22 protein-coding genes are annotated in these 20537 nt (G+C 71.1%); 12 read left to right on the top strand and 10 right to left on the bottom strand.

Translation table 11 applies throughout. The features are described from left to right. Positions 1–3: 3 nt before the first annotated feature. Both OG332_RS18825 and OG332_RS18820 read right to left on the bottom strand, forming a co-directional pair. Positions 4–159, bottom strand: coding sequence for a hypothetical protein (locus OG332_RS18825; protein WP_327414573.1), 156 nt, complete (start codon positions 157–159; stop codon positions 4–6). Between the two features lie 163 nt (positions 160–322). Further along, positions 323–466, bottom strand: coding sequence for a hypothetical protein (locus OG332_RS18820; protein WP_327414572.1), 144 nt, complete (start codon positions 464–466; stop codon positions 323–325). Positions 467–904: 438 nt separating this feature from the next. Here OG332_RS18820 and OG332_RS18815 point away from each other — a divergent pair, with 438 nt between their 5' ends. After that, positions 905–2263: a helix-turn-helix domain-containing protein gene (locus OG332_RS18815; RefSeq protein WP_327414571.1), complete on the top strand. Its 1359-nt coding sequence runs from the start codon at positions 905–907 to the stop codon at positions 2261–2263. Here OG332_RS18815 and OG332_RS18810 read toward each other — a convergent pair. After that, positions 2233–2766 (bottom strand): NUDIX hydrolase, encoded by a 534-nt coding sequence (locus tag OG332_RS18810; protein ID WP_327414570.1) that lies wholly within the window; start codon positions 2764–2766, stop codon positions 2233–2235. The genes OG332_RS18815 and OG332_RS18810 overlap by 31 nt on opposite strands. Before the next feature lie 453 nt (positions 2767–3219). Then, complete coding sequence (locus OG332_RS18805; RefSeq protein WP_327414569.1) at positions 3220–4032, bottom strand: hypothetical protein; 813 nt, start codon at positions 4030–4032, stop codon at positions 3220–3222. Between the two features lie 105 nt (positions 4033–4137). Here OG332_RS18805 and OG332_RS18800 point away from each other — a divergent pair, with 105 nt between their 5' ends. From OG332_RS18800 to OG332_RS18790, 3 genes are all read left to right on the top strand, one after another. Beyond that, positions 4138–4629: a GNAT family N-acetyltransferase gene (locus tag OG332_RS18800; RefSeq protein WP_327414568.1), complete on the top strand. Its 492-nt coding sequence runs from the start codon at positions 4138–4140 to the stop codon at positions 4627–4629. 69 nt (positions 4630–4698) lie between these two features. Further along, positions 4699–5556, top strand: a complete 858-nt coding sequence (locus tag OG332_RS18795; protein WP_327414567.1) for a trypsin-like serine peptidase — start codon at positions 4699–4701, stop codon at positions 5554–5556. A gap of 46 nt (positions 5557–5602) precedes the next feature. Beyond that, positions 5603–6103: a cytidine deaminase family protein gene (locus OG332_RS18790; RefSeq protein ID WP_327419292.1), complete on the top strand. Its 501-nt coding sequence runs from the start codon at positions 5603–5605 to the stop codon at positions 6101–6103. 60 nt (positions 6104–6163) lie between these two features. Here OG332_RS18790 and OG332_RS18785 read toward each other — a convergent pair whose 3' ends face one another. Then, positions 6164–6607: an NUDIX hydrolase gene (locus OG332_RS18785; protein ID WP_327414566.1), complete on the bottom strand. Its 444-nt coding sequence runs from the start codon at positions 6605–6607 to the stop codon at positions 6164–6166. A 417-nt stretch (positions 6608–7024) separates the two neighbouring features. Between OG332_RS18785 and OG332_RS18780 the strand changes: the two genes are divergently transcribed. Further along, a complete protein-coding gene (locus OG332_RS18780) occupies positions 7025–8065 on the top strand; it encodes an ATP-binding protein (protein ID WP_442816176.1) in 1041 nt (346 codons plus the stop codon). 26 nt (positions 8066–8091) lie between these two features. Then, positions 8092–8889 carry a L,D-transpeptidase family protein gene (locus tag OG332_RS18775; protein WP_327414565.1) on the top strand — a complete coding sequence of 266 codons (798 nt, stop codon included), beginning with the start codon at positions 8092–8094 and terminating at the stop codon, positions 8887–8889. Here the strand turns inward: OG332_RS18775 and OG332_RS18770 are convergent. After that, complete coding sequence (locus tag OG332_RS18770) at positions 8861–9562, bottom strand: transmembrane-type terpene cyclase (protein WP_327414564.1); 702 nt, start codon at positions 9560–9562, stop codon at positions 8861–8863. The genes OG332_RS18775 and OG332_RS18770 overlap by 29 nt on opposite strands. 10 nt (positions 9563–9572) lie before the next feature. Continuing rightward, positions 9573–10487, bottom strand: a complete 915-nt coding sequence (locus OG332_RS18765; RefSeq protein ID WP_327414563.1) for a hypothetical protein — start codon at positions 10485–10487, stop codon at positions 9573–9575. A 137-nt stretch (positions 10488–10624) separates the two neighbouring features. Between OG332_RS18765 and OG332_RS18760 the strand changes: the two genes are divergently transcribed. From OG332_RS18760 to OG332_RS18740, 5 genes are all read left to right on the top strand, one after another. Next, the gene (locus tag OG332_RS18760; protein ID WP_327414562.1) at positions 10625–11572 is read left to right on the top strand and encodes an LLM class F420-dependent oxidoreductase; all 948 of its coding nucleotides are present in this window, start codon (positions 10625–10627) and stop codon (positions 11570–11572) included. Between the two features lie 24 nt (positions 11573–11596). Further along, entirely contained in the window at positions 11597–12382 is a 786-nt protein-coding gene (locus OG332_RS18755; RefSeq protein WP_327419290.1) for an SDR family NAD(P)-dependent oxidoreductase, read from the top strand. A gap of 114 nt (positions 12383–12496) precedes the next feature. Beyond that, positions 12497–13618, top strand: a complete 1122-nt coding sequence (locus tag OG332_RS18750; RefSeq protein ID WP_030706821.1) for an LLM class flavin-dependent oxidoreductase — start codon at positions 12497–12499, stop codon at positions 13616–13618. A 384-nt stretch (positions 13619–14002) separates the two neighbouring features. Beyond that, a complete protein-coding gene (locus OG332_RS18745; RefSeq protein ID WP_327414561.1) occupies positions 14003–15742 on the top strand; it encodes an N-acyl-D-amino-acid deacylase family protein in 1740 nt (579 codons plus the stop codon). Then, positions 15739–17211 carry an aldehyde dehydrogenase family protein gene (locus OG332_RS18740; RefSeq protein WP_327414560.1) on the top strand — a complete coding sequence of 491 codons (1473 nt, stop codon included), beginning with the start codon at positions 15739–15741 and terminating at the stop codon, positions 17209–17211. The genes OG332_RS18745 and OG332_RS18740 overlap by 4 nt, the downstream gene beginning before the upstream one ends. A gap of 74 nt (positions 17212–17285) precedes the next feature. On the opposite strand, the gene OG332_RS18735 is transcribed toward OG332_RS18740, so the two are convergent. Beyond that, on the bottom strand, positions 17286–17462 hold the full coding sequence (locus OG332_RS18735) for a hypothetical protein (RefSeq protein WP_327414559.1): 177 nt from the start codon (positions 17460–17462) through the stop codon (positions 17286–17288). Positions 17463–17539: 77 nt separating this feature from the next. Next, positions 17540–18820: an RNA-guided endonuclease InsQ/TnpB family protein gene (locus OG332_RS18730; RefSeq protein ID WP_327414558.1), complete on the bottom strand. Its 1281-nt coding sequence runs from the start codon at positions 18818–18820 to the stop codon at positions 17540–17542. Between the two features lie 24 nt (positions 18821–18844). Here OG332_RS18730 and tnpA point away from each other — a divergent pair, with 24 nt between their 5' ends. Then, positions 18845–19273 carry an IS200/IS605 family transposase gene (tnpA, locus tag OG332_RS18725; RefSeq protein WP_327414557.1) on the top strand — a complete coding sequence of 143 codons (429 nt, stop codon included), beginning with the start codon at positions 18845–18847 and terminating at the stop codon, positions 19271–19273. Positions 19274–19404: 131 nt separating this feature from the next. Here the strand turns inward: tnpA and OG332_RS18720 are convergent, their stop codons facing one another. Continuing rightward, entirely contained in the window at positions 19405–20493 is a 1089-nt protein-coding gene (locus tag OG332_RS18720; protein ID WP_327414556.1) for a DNA alkylation repair protein, read from the bottom strand. Positions 20494–20537: the final 44 nt, after the last annotated feature.

Here is a 20537-nt window from a genome sequence, read left to right as displayed (position 1 = left end):
GTGCTACTCCTGCGGGAGGTTCAGGCCGTCACGGTTCTCGCCGTCGTCCCCCGCGGAGGTGCCGGTGGAGTCGGACTCCGCCGCCGCAGCGGTGAAGCGGTCCTGGACCTTGATCAGGCTCTTGACGCCGATCAGCAGGTCTTCCTTCTGCGCTGCCATGTGTGTCTCCGTTTCCTGGAAGTCCAGGGCCGACGGATGCCGGCCCAGCCCCGATGGGGCGTGCCTCACCAGCCCGGTTGTTTCCGGGCCGGTGGGGAGACGTGGGTGGCGTGTGGCCACGGATCGAGCGAACGCGGAATTCATGCCGGAAGCCGGTTGCCGGTCAGCGGCCGGGATCACCGGCGATGGCCAGGGTGACCACCAGGACGATGACGGCGGCGGCGTAGAGGAGCACGGCGAGCTGTTGGCGCCAGCCCCGCGGAGCTCGACCACGTACCCGGGAATCCCGTTCTAAGGGAGCTTTCAACGTCGGAAGGCGGCCACTACGCCGCCCCCGGCGCGATGGATGCCGGCTGAAGGGCACGGACCGACGACGAGGTCCCGCCACAGCGGGGGCACTCGCACGGGGGGTAGCGGCCGGGGTTGGAGAGGATGTCGAACGGGTCGCCTTCCAGGACCCGTGTGCTCGGCGACCACGTCCGGCCCGAGTCCCGCGATACCCGGATGCTCATCAGGACGCGGGGCTCTATGCCCAGGTCAGGGGTTGCCCCGAGGGCCGTTCGCTCTGTGTCAGGAGTGCCCGCCGAATCGTTCAAGGCGGTCGTCCTCGGTCGCTTCGCCATGTCCAGAAGGATCGCGATCAGGACGACGTGCCAGAAAGGCCCAGCGGATTACCCAACTTGGGTAACATCACGGTCGGTTGAGACCTTGAAGCGATCCGTAGTCTTCCTCCGGAGCGTGCCCGATGCCCGAGTCACGTCGCACGAAGGAACTACCGGCAAGTCTGCTCACCGATCCCGAGATGATCGACGCGTGCCGCGTGCGCGACTTCGCGAGGGTTTTTCGCCTGGTCAAGGCACGCGCAGGCATCAACCCGTCGATGATCGCGCGCCAGTGTGAGCTGACACCGAGCCGAGTGGGGGAGGTAATCGCGGGCCAGCGGCAGCTACTCCACATGGACGTGATCGAGCGGATTGCCGACGGGTTGCGCATCCCGGGGCACATGCTCGGGCTTGCCCGACGGGAGTGGGAAACGCCGGTCGCGCTTGCCGTAGAGGAGCGAGAGCCACCGGAGTCGGTGAACCCTCCTGCCGGGCTCAGGCCGCTTGCCGCCTTACCCGGGGTGGATGTGGACAGCATCCTTGCCTTGGCTGCCGGAACCAAGCCGAGCCCTGCCACTCTCCAGGCGCTCCGGTCCTCGATCGAGGACTACTGGCGACGCGACGACGAGCACGGAGGAGAGACCCTTCGACCGGCCGTCGTCGGCCAGCTGCGATACGTCGAAGGGCTGCTGAAGGACCAGCGGCCGACGCTGATACAGAACGGCCTCTACGGCATCGCGGCGGAGCTGGCGCGGCTGACGGGTTGGACGTACTTCGACGCCCGGCAGTACCAGCAGGCCCGCGCGTACTTCTCGGAGGCTCTGCAACTGGCCAGAGAGATTGACGACCATCCGTTCATGGCCAACGTGCTGGCCTGCATGAGCCTGCAAGCGACCTACCAAGACAAGCCGGCGGACGCGCTTGCACTGGTGTCTGCTGCCCAGGACCAAGCCCGTGCCGCCAGCGGAGCGACGCCGAGAGTACGGGCGATGCTGGCCATGCGCGAAGCCTTCGCCCACGCGACCTTGGGGGACCGGAAGGCGACGCATAACGCGATCTCCGAGGCTCACAGTCAGTTCGAGCGCATCCGCGAGGGCGACCCGGACCCGGCATGGGTGACGTACTTCGATGAGCCGAAGCTCATCGTGGACACCGGCATTGCGCACGGCCGTCTTGGGGAAGCTGCGATTGCCGAACCTCTGATCGCGGATGCGTTGGCGCGGGAGGATCCTGCGAACCAGCGCGGCCGGGCGTTCCATGCCTTCTGGCTGGCCCGGACGCAGCTCCAACGGGGCAAGCTCGACCAGGCGTGCCACACGGCGATAGAGGCCCTGGTGCCTGCCGCAGCGGTGTCGTCCGAGCGGGTGGCCGGGCACCTTCGCGAGTTCTACGAGCAGCTTGCGCCCTATCGCGAGGTGCCGGCCGCGGTTGCCTTCGAGGCACGTCTACGAGCGATGCTTCCCCCGCAGGGTCAGCGAACCCCTTCGTCCATCAGGACGTAGAGGAGGCCGACCAGGGAGCCGCTGCTGACGATCTCGCGGCGGTCGATCATGCCCCGGATGTTCGCCAGCGGGATCCACTCGACGCGATCCGACTCGTTCTTCTCGGTCGGCGGCCCGTCGTACGTCGCACCGTCCGCGCGGAACAGGTGGTGCTGGGAGTCGGTGATGCCGTTCGCCGGTTCGGCGTAGATCAGTGGCTTCATCGGGCCCGGACGCCAGCCGGTCTCTTCGAGGACTTCACGGGCGGCAGCCTCGCCGGGGGTCTCGTCCGCTTCCACCAGGCCCATGGGAAGCTCCCACGCCCACGCGTCCGTGATGAAGCGGTGGCGCCACATCATCAGGACCTCTTGGCGGTCGTTGATCACGGCGGCCACGGCCAGGTGGCGGAGCTTGACGACGTGGTGTTCCCAGCGGTGGCCGTCCGGCGTTTCGATGTCGGTGAGCCACAGGTTCACCCACTTGTTTTCGTAGATCGGACGTTCCCCGTGGATCTTCCACTGCATCGCTGCGGCCCCTCTCGATCGGCCTCCAGCATCGCAGAGCGAGGCTGAACGGCAGCCACGTTCAGGCCAATTCACGTCACAGTGACGAATGCGGACTCCTTACAGCTCTGCCCGAGCGATCGGTCAGGGCTGCCAGCCCATGCGTGCCGGACCCGCAGCTGCCGCGGGTCCTTCCCGCGCTAGGGCAACGCGTAGAGAGCGCATTCCTGGATGGGAGCACCACTGGCTGCCGCTCATCGACCGGCGCAACCGCGCCGATCAAGCGACGTTCGCGTGCCGGTCCTGCGGGGCCCTCATGCACGCGGACGACAACGCGTCCCACAACATCCGCCGCAAGGGCGAGACCGTGTGGACAGCGGGGCGTGAGTCACGCGTCCCTGCCACCCCATAGGGGTGTCTGGACGGAGGAGCCAACCCAGCAGCCAGTTGGGCGCTACCTCCAAGCCCGGCCCTTCAGGACCGGGTCAAGTTGACGCTGCGGTTGGCGTGCGCCAGCCCCAGCGTGTGCCCGAGCTCGTGGCTGACGTGGTTGCGCATGTACGTCTCGCCCATGGCGGCGGTCGGCTTGCCGGCCGGCGTGAAGAACTCGTCGTCTATGTACGCGTGGCCGCTGGTCACGGTCTCGGCCACGGAGGAGCTGGTGAAGCCGCAGCTGAGGTTGGCGGTGCCCGAGCCGTCGCGGACCACCTTCCAGCCCGTGCTGCCCATGCTGCCCTCACCGGCGGGGGGCACGCACGGGCGGTGCGCGACGCCGACGACCACCTCGCCCTTGGGGCGGACGTAGTCCCAGCCGACCGGCTTGGTGTCGACGGAGACCGGCAGGTTCGTGATGCGGCGCAGGTCCGCGGCGGAGGCCTGCACGTACGGGGCCAGCCAGTCGGCGGACTTCTGGTCGTAGAACTTGATCGTGTAGCCGGTCTGCAGCCACTTGGTGGCGCCGCTCAGCTTCCACCCTTCGCCCGACGGCGGTGCGGGAGCGGCCGCCGTGGCCGCTGTGCCCGACGCGGCCGACCTCGCGGCGGACTTCGGCGCCTGCGCGCCGAGCGACATGACGCCGTCCTTGAAGACGGTGCCGTCGGAGCCGTGGGCGGCGGAGTCCTCCGCAGGGGAGTCGTGGGAGTCGTGGGAATCCGGTGCCCCGGCCGTGGGCGGTGCCGTCTCGCCGGTGTCCTCGGTGCCGAACGCGGTGGGGGAGAGCTGCAGACTTCCCACGATCGCCACCGCCGCCGCCGCGGCCACCATGGATATCCGGTGCTTGCCTGTCAAACGCAAGTGTTCGTCGCCCTGTCATCAGGAATCGGAGCGACGATGAGATCAAGAGGTCAAATGCCCGCACAAACAGCATAGTTGGGGTCGGGATAGCATCGGGGCATGCCTCGACTCCAGCCCCTGCGCTTCGACCACGCCCCGGCCCTGCTCGAGTTCGAGCGGGAGAACCGGGCGTACTTCGCGGCATCCGTTCCCGACCGCGGCGACCAGTACTTCGCCCAGTTCGACGAGCGGCACCGGGCGCTGATGGCCGAGCAGGACGCCGGGCTGTGCCACTTCCACGTGCTGGTGGAGGACGGCGGCGAGGTGGTGGGGCGGGTCAACCTCGTCGACGTGGCGCAGGGTTCGGCCGAGCTCGGTTACCGGATCGCCGAGAAGGCCGCCGGGCGGGGCCTGGCCACGGCGGCCGTGCGCGAGGCGTGCGGCCTCGCGGTCACGGAGTACGGCCTGACCGCGCTGCGGGCGGTCACGACGCTCGACAACCCAGGTTCCCGCGCCGTACTGGCCCGCACGGGCTTCGTCCCCACCGGCGGAATCCAGCTCGACGGCCGCCCCGGCCTGCGCTTTCTGTGCGACCTGAGTACGCGCGCCTGACCGCCCCGCCCCTTGCATCCGGCACCGCGCCCGAGGCATGCTTCGCCAGGGCAAATCGGAAGGATCATCATGCCGGTGGACAAGCGGACCGTCGTGACGGCGGTGCTGTGTGCGGTGGCGGCTCTGGGGGCTTCCGCCGCGGTGGCCGAGCTTGTGCCGCCGCCCGAGGGGGCCGCGCCCGTGCGCGCGAAGGCCGGGCCGACGGCGTCGCCGACGGTCACATTGCGATCGCAAGCGGCGAAGCCCCAGCTTTCGACCCCGCCCGGAGCCACCCTGCCGCCTGCCGTCACGCCCCCGCCCGGTGGTCCTGCGGCCTTCACCGGGGCCCTGTTCACGGACGGCCTGGACAGTGATCACTTCTGTACGGCCACCGTGGTGCGCAGCCCCGGCCGGAACATGATCATCACTGCCGGGCACTGTCTGCTCGAGGGCGACCAGGGCGGCGGAACCGCCGTCTTCGCACCTGCGTACGCGAACGGCATGGCCCCGTACGGCACCTGGAAGATCGAGGAGGTCTTCGAGGACGACCGCTGGGCGGAGGGCACGGACGACGACTACGACCTCGCCTTCGCCCGCCTCGCCCCCGATGCCAAGGGCCGGACCATCGAGGACGTGACCGGTGCGGCCGTGCTCGACACCAGCGGGCGCGCGGGCGAGGAGGTCACCGTCACCGGTTACCCCGCCGACCGCAAGATCCCCCGTACCTGCACGGCGGTCGCCGTCCGAGAAAGCCCGACCCAACAGCGCTTCGACTGCGCCGACTTCCCCGGCGGTACCAGCGGCAGTGCGTGGATCGCCCGGGACGGCAAGATCGTCGGTATCCTCACGGGCGGCGACACCGACGACGTGTCGACCAGCACGGTCCTCGGCGAATACGCGGCCTCCCTCTACGCCAAGGCCACGGCCAAGACCCAGGCCGCCCGCTAGGACGAAGGCGGAGGAGAGGGAGGCGGAGGAGATGAAGGCGGAGGAGATGGCCACGCAGCCCCACCACGTCGACCACGAACTCATCGAGGCCGCGGCCCGGATCGCGCGCACCCGCTGCCGGGGAGACAACCACACGATGGCGGTCGCGGGCCGTGCCCGGGACGGCAGGATCGTCAGCGCCGTGAACGCCTACCACTTCACCGGTGGCCCCTGCGCCGAGCTGGTCCTCCTCGGTGCGGCAGCCGCTCAGGGCGTCTACGACCTGGACACGATCGTCGCCGTGGGCGACCGCGAGCGGGGGGTCGTTCCTCCGTGCGGACGGTGCCGCCAGGTCCTTGTCGACTACCTTCCGGCCCTGAAGGTCATCGTCGGGGAGGGCGAGCGCCTCCGGACCGTTTCCCTCACCGACCTGCTCCCGGAGACCTACATCTGGGCCGACCACCAACTCGACACCGAGAACGCCGGGCAGGCGGGTCAGGCCGGGCAGGCCGGGCAGGCCGGGCAGACGGGGCAGGCGGGGCAGGCCGAGTCGCCCGGCGCGAGCTGACACCGCCGGACAGCGGCAGGGCGGACGGTACCCGCTGCAGAGCCGGCGCCCGGCCACCGCTCAGGCCAGCAGGCCCAAATGGACCGGTTCCGTCGGGGCGTTCGCCAGGAGGTCCGGGAGGCGCGGAGGCCACAGGGGTTCGCCGAGAGTGGCCAGGCGGTCCGCGGGGAGCCACTGCCAGTGGATTCCCGGAGCCTCCAGGACCGGTTCGCGGCGGGGTCCGCGGGCGAGGTAGATGTGCTCGTGCTGGCGGACCGGGATGCCCTGGTGGGTGAAGTCGTGCTCCCAGGTGCACAGCAGCCGTTCCGGCTCCAGGTCCGTCCAGCCGGTCTCCTCGCGCAGCTCGCGCCGCACGCACTCCTCGGGGCTCTCGCCGGGATCGATGCCGCCGCCGGGCGGCAGCCAGTGGATACCGACCTCCACGTTGTCCTCGCGGAAGAGGAACACCGAGCCGGCCGGGGACAGGATGACAACGCGCGCCGCGTGACGTGGAGTTCGCCTCATCGATTCAATGTACGCCGGTGATCGGATCCGGGGGACGGTCTTGCACCTGGCCTTGTGCGGCCCCGCCCACCGGATCCGATCACTCGCGCCACCGCCCCGGCCGCCTACGCCGCCCACGGGCCGCCCGGTGCCGCGCCGGCCGAAGACCCCTCGCCCGACGACCCGTCGCCCGGCCGGGGGAGTCCTGCGCACCGAGCGCGGCCGCCTCACCGCCCTCTACGGCTCGCTGCTGCTCCTCGCGGGCGGCGGACTGGTGGCGCCGGTCTACGTCCTGGTCGGCCAGGGCCTCTACGCGAGTGCCAGCGGGGCCGTCCGCACGGCCAGCCCGGCCTACGCCCTCCCCTCGCCCGGTACCTCGCCGGGTGCCACGCCGGTACCGCCACGCCCGGTACCGCCACGCCCGGACCGCGGGCCGACGTGGGCCGCAGCCGGGAACCGGCGCAGCGGCGGCCCTCGGGCGAGCCGCTCACCCCCGAGGAGCTCAAGGGCTACGCGTTCACCCAGAACCTCTCGGACGCCGTCACCGACGCCACCCGGCACCGGCTGCTGATGTACTCCCTCCTCGCCCTGGCCGTCTTCGCCGTGCTGTCGATCTGGCTCGCCTGGTGGATGGCCGGCCGGGTGCTGCGCCCCGTCGGCGTGATCACCGAGACCGCGCGCCGCCTGTCCGGCGAGAACCTCGACGAGCGGATCTCCCTCGACGCCCCGCCCGGCGAGCTCAAGAAGCCGGCCGACACCTTCGACGCGATGCTGGGGCGGATGGAGCATCTGGTCACCGCCCAAAGGCGGTTCGCCGCCAACGCGGCGCACGAACTGCGCACCCCACCGGCCGTGCAGCGGGCGGCCGCCGAGATCGGGCTGGCCGGGGACCCGTCGCCGGAGAAGGTCGCCCGGATCCGCGAGAAGCTCATCGGCGTCGCGGACTCCAGCGAGCACCTCATCGAGTCGCTGCTCCTGCTCGCCGTGTCGGATCAGGGGCTGGGGGCGACCGGGCCGGTGGACCTGGCGGCGCTCGCGGCGGCCGAGCTGGCGGCCTGCCCGCAGCAGGGGCTGACCGTCGTACGGACCCTCGCGCCGCTGACCGTGAACGGCGACCGGGTGCTGCTCGGTCACCTCCTGCGGAACCTGTTGATCAATGCAGTACGTCACAACCGGGACGGGGGCCGGATGACCGTGGCGACCTCCGCAGAAGGGGAACTGACGGTCTCGAACACGGGTCCGGTGATCGATCCGGCGGACGTGCCGGGCCTCCTGGAGCCCTTCCGCAGGCGCGCCGAGCGGCAGCACGCCGCAGGTGAGGACGCCGGGTTGGGCCTCTCGACCGTGGCGTCGATCGTGCGGGCGCACGGGGCGGAGCTGGTGGCCGAGGCCAATCCGGGCCCGGGCGGCGGTCTGACGGTCCGTGTCCGCTTCCCGGTGTCCGGCGGGACGCGCACACCGCAGGCACACCGCCTCTGAAGACCGCCTGCTGTACGGTCGGTTTAATGAGCAAGCACGCCCGAGCCCGCTCCCGCGCCCCCCGCACGCCCCGCCGTGTGGCCCTGGCCGCGACCCTCGGCCTCGCGACCTTCGCGGTCGGCTGGGTGTATGTGGTCCAGGACCCGGACAAGGCCGCCGACGCCGCGCCGCAGACGCGCACGGACGCCCGCCCGCAGGCCGCGGAGCGCGCCGCCCGTGACGTCCAGCGGTCCGCCCTGCAGGGTCTGACCGGCATCAGCGAGCAGACCCGGGCCCGGATCCCGGCCGAGTCCCGCCAGCTCATCCTGGTCACCGGCAAGGCCGGAGACTCCTCGGAGTCCACCGCCGCGCTCTACACCCGCCCGGCAGCCGGCGCCGACTGGGTGCAGGCCGAGAAGTGGCCGGCGCGCAACGGGGCCAAGGGCTGGTCCGCGGATCGCACGTACGGGGACCTGACCTCCCCGCAGGGCGTCTTCGCGCTCACCGACGCGGGCGGCCTGCTGCCGAAGCCGCCGGGCACCCGCCTCCCGTACGACAAGGACCGGGGCTTCGTCGCCACGGGCCGCGGGGTGAACGGCGAGTCCCTGGCGGGCTCCTTCGACTACGTCGTCGCCATCGACTTCAACCGCAGGCCGGGCAAGTCCCCGCTGGACCCGGTCATGCCGGAGGGCGAGGGCAAGGGCGGCAACATCTGGCTCCACGTGGACCACGACGGCCCCTCGCAGGGCTGCGTCGGCATCCCGAAGGAGGCCATGAAGAAGGTCCTGGAGACCCTCGACCCGGCGGCGAAGCCGGTCATCGTGATGGGTCCGGAAGGCTTCTGACCCCGGGCCGGTCCCGGTTCCGGTCCCCGTCCCGGTCCCGGTCCCGGTTCCGGCCCCCGGGCCCGCTGCCGGGCCGGTGCCGGAGCAGCAGCCCGATGTAGGCGAGGTCGAAGACGCTGCACAGGATCCCCAGGCCGAGGATGAACGGGGAGTCCTCCACCACCCCGAACCGCAGGGTCGGGGCCAGCGTCCCCAGCCACTTGGCGACGGCGATGGTCAGGGACTGCCCGCGCGGCCCCTGCCGGGCGGCGTACAGGGCGATGAACAGGCCGGACATCAGCAGGTTCTGCAGGAAGGCCGAGTACCGGGTCGCGTCGTGCATCCCGAAGTGCGCGAGGAACAGCCACTGCACGGCGAAGCCGGTACCGAACACCAGAACGGACCAGGCGGCGAAGAGCGGCCGGGTCACGAAGTCCGGCAGCTCGGCCCGGCCGAAGCGCAGGTAGGTGTAGACGATCGCCACGTCGGCCGCCGCCCACACCACGTTCACCACGCCCTGCGCGGAGATTCCCGCCGTGACCTCGTGGACGGCGTAGGTCGCCTCCCAGGCGAAGTTCAGGGCGAGCGCCGCGACCGGCATCGCGTACGTCCGGTCCCGCAGCCCGACGCGGATCGCCTCCACGTACACGACCGTCCAGGCGATCCCGCTGACCAGCGTGAGCATCAGGTCCATCCGCCGCACCCTAGGGCGTCTCGTAGCTCTCGAACCAGTGGGTGTCGAAGTACCGGGCCGTCGAGAAGGGGTGCTGGCGGTCGGTGAGCATGCGGTGGACGAACTCGGCGGTCGTCCCGTCGAAGCGCCGCCACGAGTCGGGGATGTCCTCCTTCACGAGTATGGGCCACCGGTCGGGGTCCGGGTCCCCGGTGAGCCAGTAGAACTGGTCGGCCTGCTCGGAGGACGCCCACTCCAGCAGTCCGCCGGGGACCGGGTAGACCTCGTACGGCTCCCACAGGCCGCTGTGGTGCGTCCTGGCCCACTCGCCCAGCCACTGGGCGTGCAGGACCAGGTCATCGCTCTTGGAAGGTGCGCCGGGTATGCGGAGCTGGAGGTAGCCGTCGAAGGCGCCGTGCCCGAACAGCTCGGCGAGCTGCTTGTAGTCGCCGGGCAGTGCGGTCCCGATCCGGGTCTCGACCGACGCCCAGTCGATCGTGCGGGCACGGGTCGTGTCCCAACCCGTGACGGCGACGACCCCGTCCACCCAGGACGTCATCTCCGCCATGTCCGCGGCGGGATCCTCCCGTTCCGCGACCAGTGCCACCAGCCGTACGCCGTCGTCGAAGCGGGCGGTGCCGCAGCCGATCCAGCGGCCCGCGTGCGCCCACGCGCGCATCTCCACGATCCGATCGCCGAACGGGGCCAGCAGCGGCAGTCCGGTCCGTGCGCTCGCGGTCGGATCGGCGTACCCGCCCGAGGCGAGGTTGCGCGGTTGTCCGTACCGCCCGCCGAGCGCCTCCTGGAGTGCGGCGAGGTCGTTCTCGTCCGACAGCGGCAGACACACGTGTCCCGCCGGGTGTCCCGGCTCGTCACACTGCAGATCGCCCGTACCCGGCCAGGCCAGGTGGTGGACGGCCGAGAGGAGTTCTTCCTGTTCGTCCATGACGGGCATTGAAGCGGACGCCACCGACACCGCGGGCGGCGGGACCGGCCGGACCCCTTGCCTGACGGATCGTCAGCTATGACGATGGCCCGGCACCGATATGACGAATCGGCAGACGAAGGCGAGGCGGGCCCGCCATGGCGCGCGTATTTCCGGAAGGTCGGCTGGTCTACGGGATGCAGCTCCCGGTCCAGTCGCAGAGCACCATCTACGCCGAGCCCTGGGAGGCGTCGGCCACCGCCGCGGATCTCGCCGAGATCGCGCGGGCCGCCGACCGGGCCGGCTTCGGGTACGTGGCCACCTGCGACCACGTGGCCATCCCGCGGCGGCTCGCCGGCCCCATGAGCACCGTCTGGTACGACCCCGTGGCCACCCTGTCCTTCCTCGCCGGGGTCACCGAGCGCGTGCGGCTGATGAGCCACGTGGCGATCCTCGGGCTGCGCCACCCGCTGGTCAGCGCCAAGCAGTACGCCACCCTCGACCACCTCTCGGGCGGCCGGCTGATCCTCGGCGTCGGCGCGGGGCACGTCCAGGAGGAGTTCGAGATCCTCGGCGTGGACTTCGCCCGCCGCGGGGCCGTGCTCGACGAGACCCTGGACGCGCTGCGGGCGGCGCTGGGTCCCGAGGAGTACCCGCAGTTCGAGGGCGAGCTGTTCTCCTTCAAGGACCTCGGCCAGCTGCCGCGGCCCGCGCAGGAGCGGATCCCCGTCTGGGTCGGCGGTTCCTCGCCCGCCGCCGTCCGCCGGGCCGCGGTCCGCGGGGACGGCTGGCTCCCGCAGGGGGACCCGCGCGACAAGCTCCCCGCGCAGATCGCCCGTATCGGGGAGCTGCGCGCCGGGGCCGGGGTCGAGGGCCCCTTCGAGTTCGGCGCGATCACCGAGGCGCTGTACGTGGGCGAGCCCGGCTGGGACACCGGCCGCCGGACCCTCACCGGCAAGGCGGAGGTGCTCGCGGAGTCCCTGCGGGAGTACAAGGCGCTCGGCGTGGACCAGATCCAGGTCCGCTTCCGCAGCCGCGACCGCGGCGAACTGACCGACCAGATCACCGCTTTCGGGGCCGAGGTCGGCCCCCTCCTCAACGACTAGGCCGAGACGATCAGGAGCATGACCATGGGCAAGCTGGACGGGCGCGTCGTCATCATCACCGGCGCGGCACGCGGCCAGGGCGAGCAGGAGGCCCGGCTCTTCGCCGCCGAGGGCGCCGAGGTGCTCCTCGGCGACGTGCTGGACGAGCAGGGCGCGGCGGTGGCCAAGGACATAGGCGAGGACCGGGCCCGGTACGTGCGGATGGACGTGAGCCGCGAGGAGGACTGGGCGGCCGCGGTCGCCGCGGCGAAGGAGTCCTTCGGCCGGATCGACGGCCTGGTCAACAACGCGGGCATCCTGCGCTTCAACGAGCTGACCTCGACCCCGCTGGAGGAGTTCCAGCAGGTGGTCCAGGTCAACCAGGTCGGAGCCTTCCTCGGCATCAAGACGGTGGCCCCCGAGATCGAGGCGGCCGGTGGCGGCACCATCGTCAACACCTCCTCGTACACCGGCCTGACGGGCATGGCGTACGTCGGCACCTACGCCGCCACCAAGGCGGCCGTCCTCGGCCTCACCCGGGTGGCCGCGCTGGAGCTGGCGGCCAAGGGGATCCGGGTCAACGCGATGTGCCCGGGCGCCGTGGACACCCCGATGGCCAATCCGGGGCTGCTGGACCCGGCGAACATGACCGACGAGGCCAGGGACGCGATGGCGGAGCTCTACAAGCGGGTGGTCCCGATGGGGCGGGTGGGCCGGCCGGAGGAGATCGCCAAGCTGGCGCTCTTCCTGACCGGCGAGGACTCCTCGTACATCACCGGCCAGCCGTTCGTCATCGACGGCGGCTGGATGGCGGGCGTCAGCATCCTGTAGCGGTCCGCCGACCTATCTGATGGAGCGTCAGGTATTGACGCTCCCGCCCCCGCGATGGAACAGTCGAGACATCAAATCTGACGCAACGTCAGAAACCAAAGGACGGTGAACCCCTTGGAATTCGGGCTCTTTGTGCAGGGATACGTGCCTGAGGCGCGGTCCAAGGTCGACCCCGAGGCAGAGCACAAGGCGCTGATCGAGGAGACCGAGTACGTCATCCAGGCGGACAAGTCTGGCTTCAAGTACGCCTGGGCCTCCGAGCACCACTTCCTGGAGGAGTACTCGCACCTGTCGGCGAACGAGGTGTTCCTCGGGTACCTCGCCCACGCCACCGAGCGCATCCACCTCGGCTCCGGCATCTTCAACCCGCTCGCCCCGGTGAACCACCCGGTCAAGGTGGCCGAGAAGGTCGCCATGCTCGACCACCTCTCCAAGGGCCGCTTCGAATTCGGCACCGGCCGCGGCGCGGGGAGCCACGAGATCCTCGGCTTCCTTCCCGGCATCGAGGACATGAACGGCACCAAGGAGATCTGGGAGGAGACCATCGCGGAATTCCCCAAGATGTTCCTCCAGGAGGAGTACGAGGGGTTCCAGGGCAAGCACTGGTCGCTGCCGCCGCGGAAGATCTTCCCCAAGCCGTACGGGAAGGCGCACCCGGCCATGTGGTACGCTGCCGGGTCCCCGTCCTCGTACGCGATGGCGGCGAAGAAGGGCCTGGGCGTCCTCGGCTTCAGCGTCCAGAAGGTCTCGGACATGGAGTGGGTCCTCGACCAGTACAAGACGGCGATCCGGGAGGCCAAGGCGATCGGCGCCTTCGTCAACGACAACGTGATGGTCACCTCGACCGCGATCTGTGCGGAGACGCACGACAAGGCGGTGGAGATCGCGGTCAACGCGAACATGAACCGCTTCCAGTCGCTGGTCTTCCGCTACCACGACACCTTCCCGCGGCCGGAGGCGATCCCGCAGTGGCCGGAGACCCTGCCGGAGTACAACGCGGAGATCATCGAGCTGCTGATCGCGGAGGAACTGCTCATCTGCGGTGACCCGTCGGAGGTCCGCGCCCAGTGCAAGCGCTGGGAGCAGGCGGGCGCCGACCAGCTCTCCTTCGGTCTGCCGACCGGGGTCTCGTACGAGGACACGATGACCACGATCAAGCTCATCGGCGAGCACGTGATCCCGGAGATAGACACGGACCCGGTGCACCGCACCACCCGCTTCCGCCAGGCCGTCTGACCCGGCGACGGGGACGGTGTCTTCCCGGACCGCCGTCCCGGCACCGGCCCCGGCCGGAGGCCATGCCGAGGCCGCGGCCGCCCGGCGGCCTCCGGCCGGGGCACGCGGGTGCCGCGCCGCGGTCGGGGCTCCGCCCCCGCACCCCGCACTGCCACGCTCACGCTAGCCATGTCCAGCCCCGCCGGCGTTTGAGGCGCGGGGTCTGGGGCGGAGCCCCAGGAAACCCGGCTCCGCCGGGCACCGGGCTCTGCCCGGACCCTCCCCCAGACTTCGTCCGGGGGGACCCCCACTCAAACACCGGCGAGGCTGAAATACCCAGCCCCGCCGGCGCTTGAGGCGGATGTCCAGTACGGCCGCAACGCGAACACCGGCAGAAGGGACGTCATGCTCGACCACCTGATCAAGGGCGCGACCGTCGTGGACGGCACCGGCGCCCCCGCCCGCGTCGCCGACGTGGGGATACGCGACGGCCGGATAGCCGTGATCGCCGCACCCGGCAGCGTCACCGAAGAGGCCCGTACCAGCGAGGACGCCACCGGCCTGGTCCTCGCCCCCGGCTTCGTCGACCCCCACACGCACTACGACGCCCAGCTCTTCTGGGACCCCTACGCCACGCCCTCCATGAACCACGGCGTGACCACCGTCGCCGGCGGCAACTGCGGCTTCACCCTGGCGCCGCTCAACCCGGCCCGCCCGGAAGACGCCGACTACACGCGCCGCATGATGAGCAAGGTCGAGGGCATGGCCCTCAAGGCCCTGGAGGAGGGCGTCGACTGGACCTGGTCCACCTTCGGCGAGTACCTCGACGCGCTGGAGGGCCGGATCGCCGTCAACGCCGGGTTCATGGTCGGCCACTGCGCCCTGCGCCGCCACGTCATGGGCGAGGACGCCGTCGGCGGGCAGCCCACTCCCGAGCAGATGCAGCAGATGCTCGATCTCTTCCACGACGCCATGAACGCCGGCGCCTGGGGCCTGTCCACCACCCAGTCCTCCACCCACTCCGACGGCTCCGGCGCCCCCGTCGCCTCCCGGCACGCCGGGCCGGCCGAGCTCCTCGCGCTCTCCGAGGCCGTCGCCGAACACGAGGGCACCCAGCTCGAAGCGATCGTCGCCGGCTGCCTCGACCAGTTCTCGGACGACGAGATCGACCTCTTCGTCGACATGAGCGCGGCCGCCGGGCGCCCCCTGAACTGGAACGTCCTCACCATCGACGCCTCCGTTCCCGAGCGGGTCCCGCGCCAGCTGATCCCCAGCGAGCGCGCCCGCAAGGCCGGCGGCCGCATCGTCGCGCTGACCATGCCGATCCTCACCCCCATGAACATGTCGCTGGGGACCTTCTGCGCCCTGAACCTCATCCCCGGCTGGGGCGAGATCCTCGGCCTGCCCGTCCCCGAGCGGATCGAGAGGCTCCGCGACGCCGGCGTGCGCGCCGAGATGCTGAGCCGCGCCGACAGCAAGGAGGCCGGCGTCTTCCGGCGCCTCGCCGACTTCGGCCGGTACGTCATCGGCGACACGTACAGCAAGGAGAACGAGGGCCTCTCCGGGCGCGTCGTCAACGACATCGCGGCCGAGCGCGGCCAGGACCCCTTCCACTGCCTGGTGGAGATCTGCGCCGACGACGACCTGCGCACGGTCCTGTGGCCGATGCCCACCGACAACGACCCGGCCAGCTGGGCGCTGCGCGCCGAGACCTGGCAGCACGAGGACGTCATGCTCGGCGGCTCCGACGCCGGCGCCCACCTGGACCGGATGTGCGGGGCCCCGTACACGACCCGTTTCCTCGGCGACTGCCTGCGCGGCCGCAAGCTGGTGCCGCTGGAGCAGGCGGTACGGATGCTCACGGACGACCCGGCCCGGCTGTTCGGGCTGCGCGAGCGCGGCCGCATCGCCGAGGGCTACCACGCGGACCTGGTCCTCTTCGACCCGGAACGCATCGAGGCGGGCCCGGCGACGCTCGTGCACGACCTGCCCGGGGACAGCCCGCGGCTGGACGCGCGGGCCATCGGCATCGTCTCGGTACGGGTCAACGGCGTGGAGACCATCCGCGACGACGAGGTGACGGGCGCGGTGCCGGGCATCGTGCTCCGGTCCGGCCGGGACACGAGGACGGTGAGCACCCGATGACCGAGGCGCCGCAGCCGCTCTACATCGGCGGCGAGTGGGTGGAGCCCGCCGGCGGCCACTACGAGGTGGTCAACCCGGCGGACGAGTCGGTGGTCGGGCTCGCGCCCGAGGCCTCGCGCGGGCAGGTCGAGGAGGCGGCCCGCGCCGCGGCCGAGGCCTTCGAGGGCTGGTCCCGTACGCAGCCCGAGGCGCGGGCGGCGATCCTCGACCGGGCCGCGGACATCATGCAGCGGGAGTTCGAACCGTGGACGGCGCTGGCCCGGGCGGAGACGGGCGCGCCCACCGGGATCGCGCGGGGCATGCAGGTCGGCGTCGGCGTGGCCCGCTTCCGCCGGTACGCGCGCGGGGCCCTCGAACCCGTCGAGAAGGGCCTCCCGCCGCAGGTCACGGAGGCCGGCCCGATGGGGCGGGCGAGCATCCTGGGCGCGCTGGAGGTGCGCCAGCCGGTCGGCGTGGTCACCTGCATCACCTCGTACAACAACCCGTGGGCGAACCCGGCGGGCAAGGTGGCCCCGGCCCTGGCCATGGGCAACACGGTCGTCGTGAAGCCGGCGCCGCAGGACCCGCTGTCCGTCTTCAAGATGGCGCAGGCGCTGCACGAGGCCGGGGTGCCGGCGGGTGTGGTGAACGTGGTGAACGGCCGGTCGGTGGAGGTCGGCGAGGCCGCCGTGGACTCCCCGTACGTGGACATGGTGTCCTTCACCGGTTCCACGGGCGTCGGGCAGCGCATCGCGGAGGTCTGCGGCCGCACGATGAAGCGGCAGCTGATGGAGCTCGGCGGCAAGGGTGCGGCGATCGTCTTCGGGGACGCGGACCTGGACGCGGCCGTGATGGGGATCGGGACGACCTTCTCCTTCTACTCCGGGCAGATCTGCACCGCCCCGACCCGGGTGATCGCGCACCGTTCCGTCTACGACCGGCTGATCGAGAAGCTCGCCGGCTACCTGGCCTTCATGAAGGTCGGCGACCCGGCGGCGGCCGGCACGGTGGTGGGCCCGGTGATCTCGGCGGTGCACCGGGACCGGGTGGAGTCGTACGTCGAGCTGGGGAAGAAGGAGGGCGCGCGGATCACGTACGGCGGCGAGCGCCCGGTGGTGGGGGAGGGCGGCAAGGGCTTCTACGTGGCCCCGACCCTCCTCGTCGACTGCACGAACGACATGCGGGTGGTGCGCGAGGAGATCTTCGGCCCGGTGGTCGTGGTCGTCCCCTTCGACGGGGACGAGGACGAGGCGGTCCGGCTGGCCAACGACAGCGACTTCGGCCTGCTGAGCTACGTGTGGTCGGGGGACTCGGCGCGCGCGTTCCGCGTGGCGCGGCGGCTGCGGGCGGGCGGGGTGGGCGTGAACACCATCGGCCGGAACATGGAGGCCCCGTTCGGCGGCTTCAAGCGCAGCGGGGTGGGGCGCGACGTGGGCTCGTACGCGCTGCACGCGTACAGCGAGATCCAGTCGATCGTCTGGACGGGCTGAGGCGTTCTGAGCCGGGCTGAGCCGACACGGCAAGGTGGGGCACCGCCCTGCCGCGCCCCCTTGCCGTGCCCCGGTCAGCCGCCGTCCGTGAGGGCCCGCGGGTCGGTGGCCGAGAGCAGCTCCAGCGCGGCGGCGGCCTGGGCCGTGGGCGGACGGCCGTCGTCCGGCAGGGCCCACCGCAGGTACCGCCGCTGCGGGTCCGGGGCGGCATCCGGGCCCGGGTCCGGTTCGGGCGGGGCGGTGAACCACACCTCCACCGTGTCCGGTCGGGCGGGGTGGGACTCGATTCCTTGAAGTGCTCTCCCGGCTGAAGCCGGGAGATTCCTGCTTACCTTGCGGCAGCGGGTTTGACGCGCTTGGCGCGCCTGACGACTGCCCTTCCGGCAGCCGGGATGAGCGCGTGGCCCATCCGGTACAGGTGCAAGACGTTCCGGGCTGCGTTGTGGTCGGCGTTGCCCGACCAGCCGCAGTCCGGGTTCTTGCACACGAACACGGCCTGGGACTCCCGGCTCCCGGGCGTGATGAGGCCGCACGCGGAGCAGCGCCTGGAGGTGCCGGGGGCGGGGACCTTGACCAGGGTGCCGCCGTGCTGGGCGGTCTTGTACGTCAGCATGGTGACCGTGCGGCCCCACGCCTCCCCGCTGATGGAGCGGTTCAGCCCAGTTTTCTGGGCAACGTTCTTCCCCGGCTCCTCGATCGTTCCCCTGGCCGACTTGACCATGTTCGTGATGGTGAGTGCTTCGACCACAACGGTGCCGTATGTGCGGGCGATGGCGGTGGTCGTCTGGTGCTGCCAGTCCAGGGCCCGGCGCTTGGCTTTCGCGCGGAGTCCTGCAATCCGGTCGTAGGTGCGGTGCAGCCGACGGCTGGTGCGCTCGCCGGGCTTGCGGTGCTGCTTACGCTGCGCGGCGCGCTGCTCCAGGTGCAGAAGCTTGGCTTTCTCCTTCGTGGTCAGCCATTCGCCGTGCTCGTACGTTTCGCCGTCTGAGAGGGCAATGGGCACGGTGACGCCCACATCTATGCCGACGTCCGGCCCCTGGTGGGGATCGGGCTTGACCTCCAAGGTCTGAACACGGAAGGCGATGTGCCAGCCGAGCACGTCCTTGACCAGCCGCGCCCCGGTGATCCGGTTCTCCCCGTTGGCGTGCTTGCCCACGGGCAGGTCCTTGGTCCACCGGAACCGGACCCGGCCCATCTTGGGAATGCTGGCCATGCCCCAGCGGCGGTGCACGCGGACGATGTTCAGGTCCCGGCCCTGCGGAATGTCCACGGACATCACCGTGCGGAACCTGCCCTTGAAATTCGGGGCGTCGGCGCGGCCGTCCCAGCAGTTCTTCCACGCCTGGAAGTACGTCTTGAGCACCGCTTGCGCGGCCTGCGCGGGGAGGACGGCGAGAAAGTCGATGTCCTCGCGGGCCTGCCGGATCGCGGCGTCCGCGTTCGCAAGAGTCCGTTTTTCCTTCGGCATCATCCGCCACCAGGCGTGCAGCAGGTTCCACATGGTGCGGGCCGCGTGCGCCTGGCCATCAGTCTTCAACACCTCGGCGCGCGACAGCTCAAGCCGGGCACGGTGCCCGAACTGCCTCTTGACCAGGGTGTCTTGACTCACAAATCGGGACCCTAGCATTGGTTTATGTCACCGCGCTGGAACCCTAATCCCGATGTCAGAACCGGTCGCCACGTTGTCCACAACCTGCACGTTCATTTGGTTTTCGTCACGAAGTACCGGCGGAAGGCGTTCACCGACATCATGCTGACCCGCACCGAAGAGATCATGGGGGAGGTCTGCGCCGACTTCGAGGCCGAGCTGAAACAGTTCAACGGCGAACAGGACCACGTGCACCTGCTCGTGCACTACCCGCCGAAAGTCCAGCTCTCCAAGCTGGTCAACTCCCTCAAGGGCGTCAGCTCCCGCAGGCTGCGCCAGGAGTACGAGAGCCACGTCCGCCGGTACCTGTGGGGCGGACACTTCTGGTCCGGCTCCTACTTCGCCGGATCATGCGGCGGGGCACCCCTGACCGCCGTCAGGCAGTACATCGAAAACCAGCAGCGCCCCGTCTAACCGTCACCCCGGAGGCGCAGAGCACTCCGGCGCCCCGCGCCTCCGGGCCAAGGATGGCCTTCACCCCCGCCCTGAAGGGCGGAGCACTGGCCAAGATCAGAGGTAGATCATGGGGGGCCTGCCAGGCGGGGTCAGGGCGCGTCCAGCGAGAAAACGGCCTCGCCGCGGACCCGTCCGTTGACCTGGAGCTGCACCAGGTGCTCGCCGGAGTGGTAGCGGCGGGTGGTGATCGGCTTGAAGGAGTGCCGCTTGGTGCCGCCGAGGGTTTCGCCGGGGGCCAGGGCGCGGGTGAGGAGTTTGAAGACCTTGGGGGTGCGGGTGCCGTTCGCCTTGGTGTGGTGCACGACGTAGTCGACGACGAGCTCGGCCGGGAGCGTGCCGGTGTTGGTGACCGCGTAGTCGAAGACGAGGTACTCGCCGACGGCGACCCGCGGGGTGGCGACCTCGGGGCCGCGCACGGTGACCGGCACGTCGGGGGAGTGTCCGAGCAGGGTCAGGGCCTCGGGCCGCCCGGCCTTGATCAGGGTGCGCAGGCCGTGCCGTACGACGCGGTCCGTCGTGCCGGTGGGCCCGGTCAGCCAGCGGGCCGCGGTCTCGACGGCGAGGGCGGGGTGGTCGCGGCTGATGTCGTTGAGGTGGTTGGAGACGGAGCGGCGGACGTACTCGGACTCGTCGCGGTAGAGGGCGTCCAGGACCGGCAGGGCCGGGCGCGGGTCGGCGACGAAGGCGGGCAGCTGCGGGGCCCAGGGCAGCCGGGGCCGGGTGCCCTCGCTGGCGAGGCGCCGTACGTGCGGGTCCGGGTCGTCCGTCCACTTCTGTACGACGGCCAGGGCGCGGGCCGGGTCGGCGCGCAGGAAGGGCCGTACGGCGGATTCGGCGGTCAGCCGGGAGGTGAGGTCGTGCAGCAGCGCCAGCCCGGGCTCGAACGCCTCCCGCCCGCGGACGGCGACGGCCTCGTTGACGGGGAAGGTCATCCAGCCCTCGAAGCCGGGGTCGGCGAGGGCGGTGCGCACGACGGCCTCGAAGCCGGGCCAGTCCTCGGGGAGGTCGGCGAGCACGGCGTCGCGGACGGCCCCGACGCGCCCGCTGAACGACAGCCCGTCGAGGGCGTCGGCGCGGGCGCGCAGGGCGGGCGAGGACCGGCGCCCGCCCGCCCGGGCGAGCAGCCGGGCCAGGGTGGTGACGGTTTCCGCGCTGAGGAGCTCATCGGCCGTGGGCATGGGGACAGTCTTGCGGATGCCGGCCCGGTCCGGTGGGCCCCCGG

This window comes from Streptomyces sp. NBC_01233 (genome assembly GCF_035989305.1).
Lineage (GTDB): Bacteria > Actinomycetota > Actinomycetes > Streptomycetales > Streptomycetaceae > Streptomyces.
The sequence above is the reverse complement of the archived record's forward strand: the minus strand, read 5'-3'. Positions and strand labels throughout refer to the sequence as shown.

Coding starts and splice junctions, on each gene's coding strand:
- OG332_RS18825 (WP_327414573.1), bottom strand. CDS start 159: ATGGCAGCGCAGAAGGAAGACCTGCTGATCGGCGTCAAGAGCCTGATC.
- OG332_RS18765 (WP_327414563.1), bottom strand. CDS start 10,487: ATGGACGAACAGGAAGAACTCCTCTCGGCCGTCCACCACCTGGCCTGG.
- OG332_RS18810 (WP_327414570.1), bottom strand. CDS start 2,766: ATGCAGTGGAAGATCCACGGGGAACGTCCGATCTACGAAAACAAGTGG.
- OG332_RS18755 (WP_327419290.1), top strand. CDS start 11,597: ATGGGCAAGCTGGACGGGCGCGTCGTCATCATCACCGGCGCGGCACGC.
- OG332_RS18800 (WP_327414568.1), top strand. CDS start 4,138: ATGCCTCGACTCCAGCCCCTGCGCTTCGACCACGCCCCGGCCCTGCTC.
- OG332_RS18745 (WP_327414561.1), top strand. CDS start 14,003: ATGCTCGACCACCTGATCAAGGGCGCGACCGTCGTGGACGGCACCGGC.
- OG332_RS18795 (WP_327414567.1), top strand. CDS start 4,699: ATGCCGGTGGACAAGCGGACCGTCGTGACGGCGGTGCTGTGTGCGGTG.
- OG332_RS18785 (WP_327414566.1), bottom strand. CDS start 6,607: ATGAGGCGAACTCCACGTCACGCGGCGCGCGTTGTCATCCTGTCCCCG.
- OG332_RS18775 (WP_327414565.1), top strand. CDS start 8,092: ATGAGCAAGCACGCCCGAGCCCGCTCCCGCGCCCCCCGCACGCCCCGC.
- OG332_RS18760 (WP_327414562.1), top strand. CDS start 10,625: ATGGCGCGCGTATTTCCGGAAGGTCGGCTGGTCTACGGGATGCAGCTC.
- tnpA (WP_327414557.1), top strand. CDS start 18,845: ATGTCACCGCGCTGGAACCCTAATCCCGATGTCAGAACCGGTCGCCAC.
- OG332_RS18815 (WP_327414571.1), top strand. CDS start 905: ATGCCCGAGTCACGTCGCACGAAGGAACTACCGGCAAGTCTGCTCACC.
- OG332_RS18740 (WP_327414560.1), top strand. CDS start 15,739: ATGACCGAGGCGCCGCAGCCGCTCTACATCGGCGGCGAGTGGGTGGAG.
- OG332_RS18790 (WP_327419292.1), top strand. CDS start 5,603: ATGGCCACGCAGCCCCACCACGTCGACCACGAACTCATCGAGGCCGCG.
- OG332_RS18720 (WP_327414556.1), bottom strand. CDS start 20,493: ATGCCCACGGCCGATGAGCTCCTCAGCGCGGAAACCGTCACCACCCTG.
- OG332_RS18770 (WP_327414564.1), bottom strand. CDS start 9,562: ATGGACCTGATGCTCACGCTGGTCAGCGGGATCGCCTGGACGGTCGTG.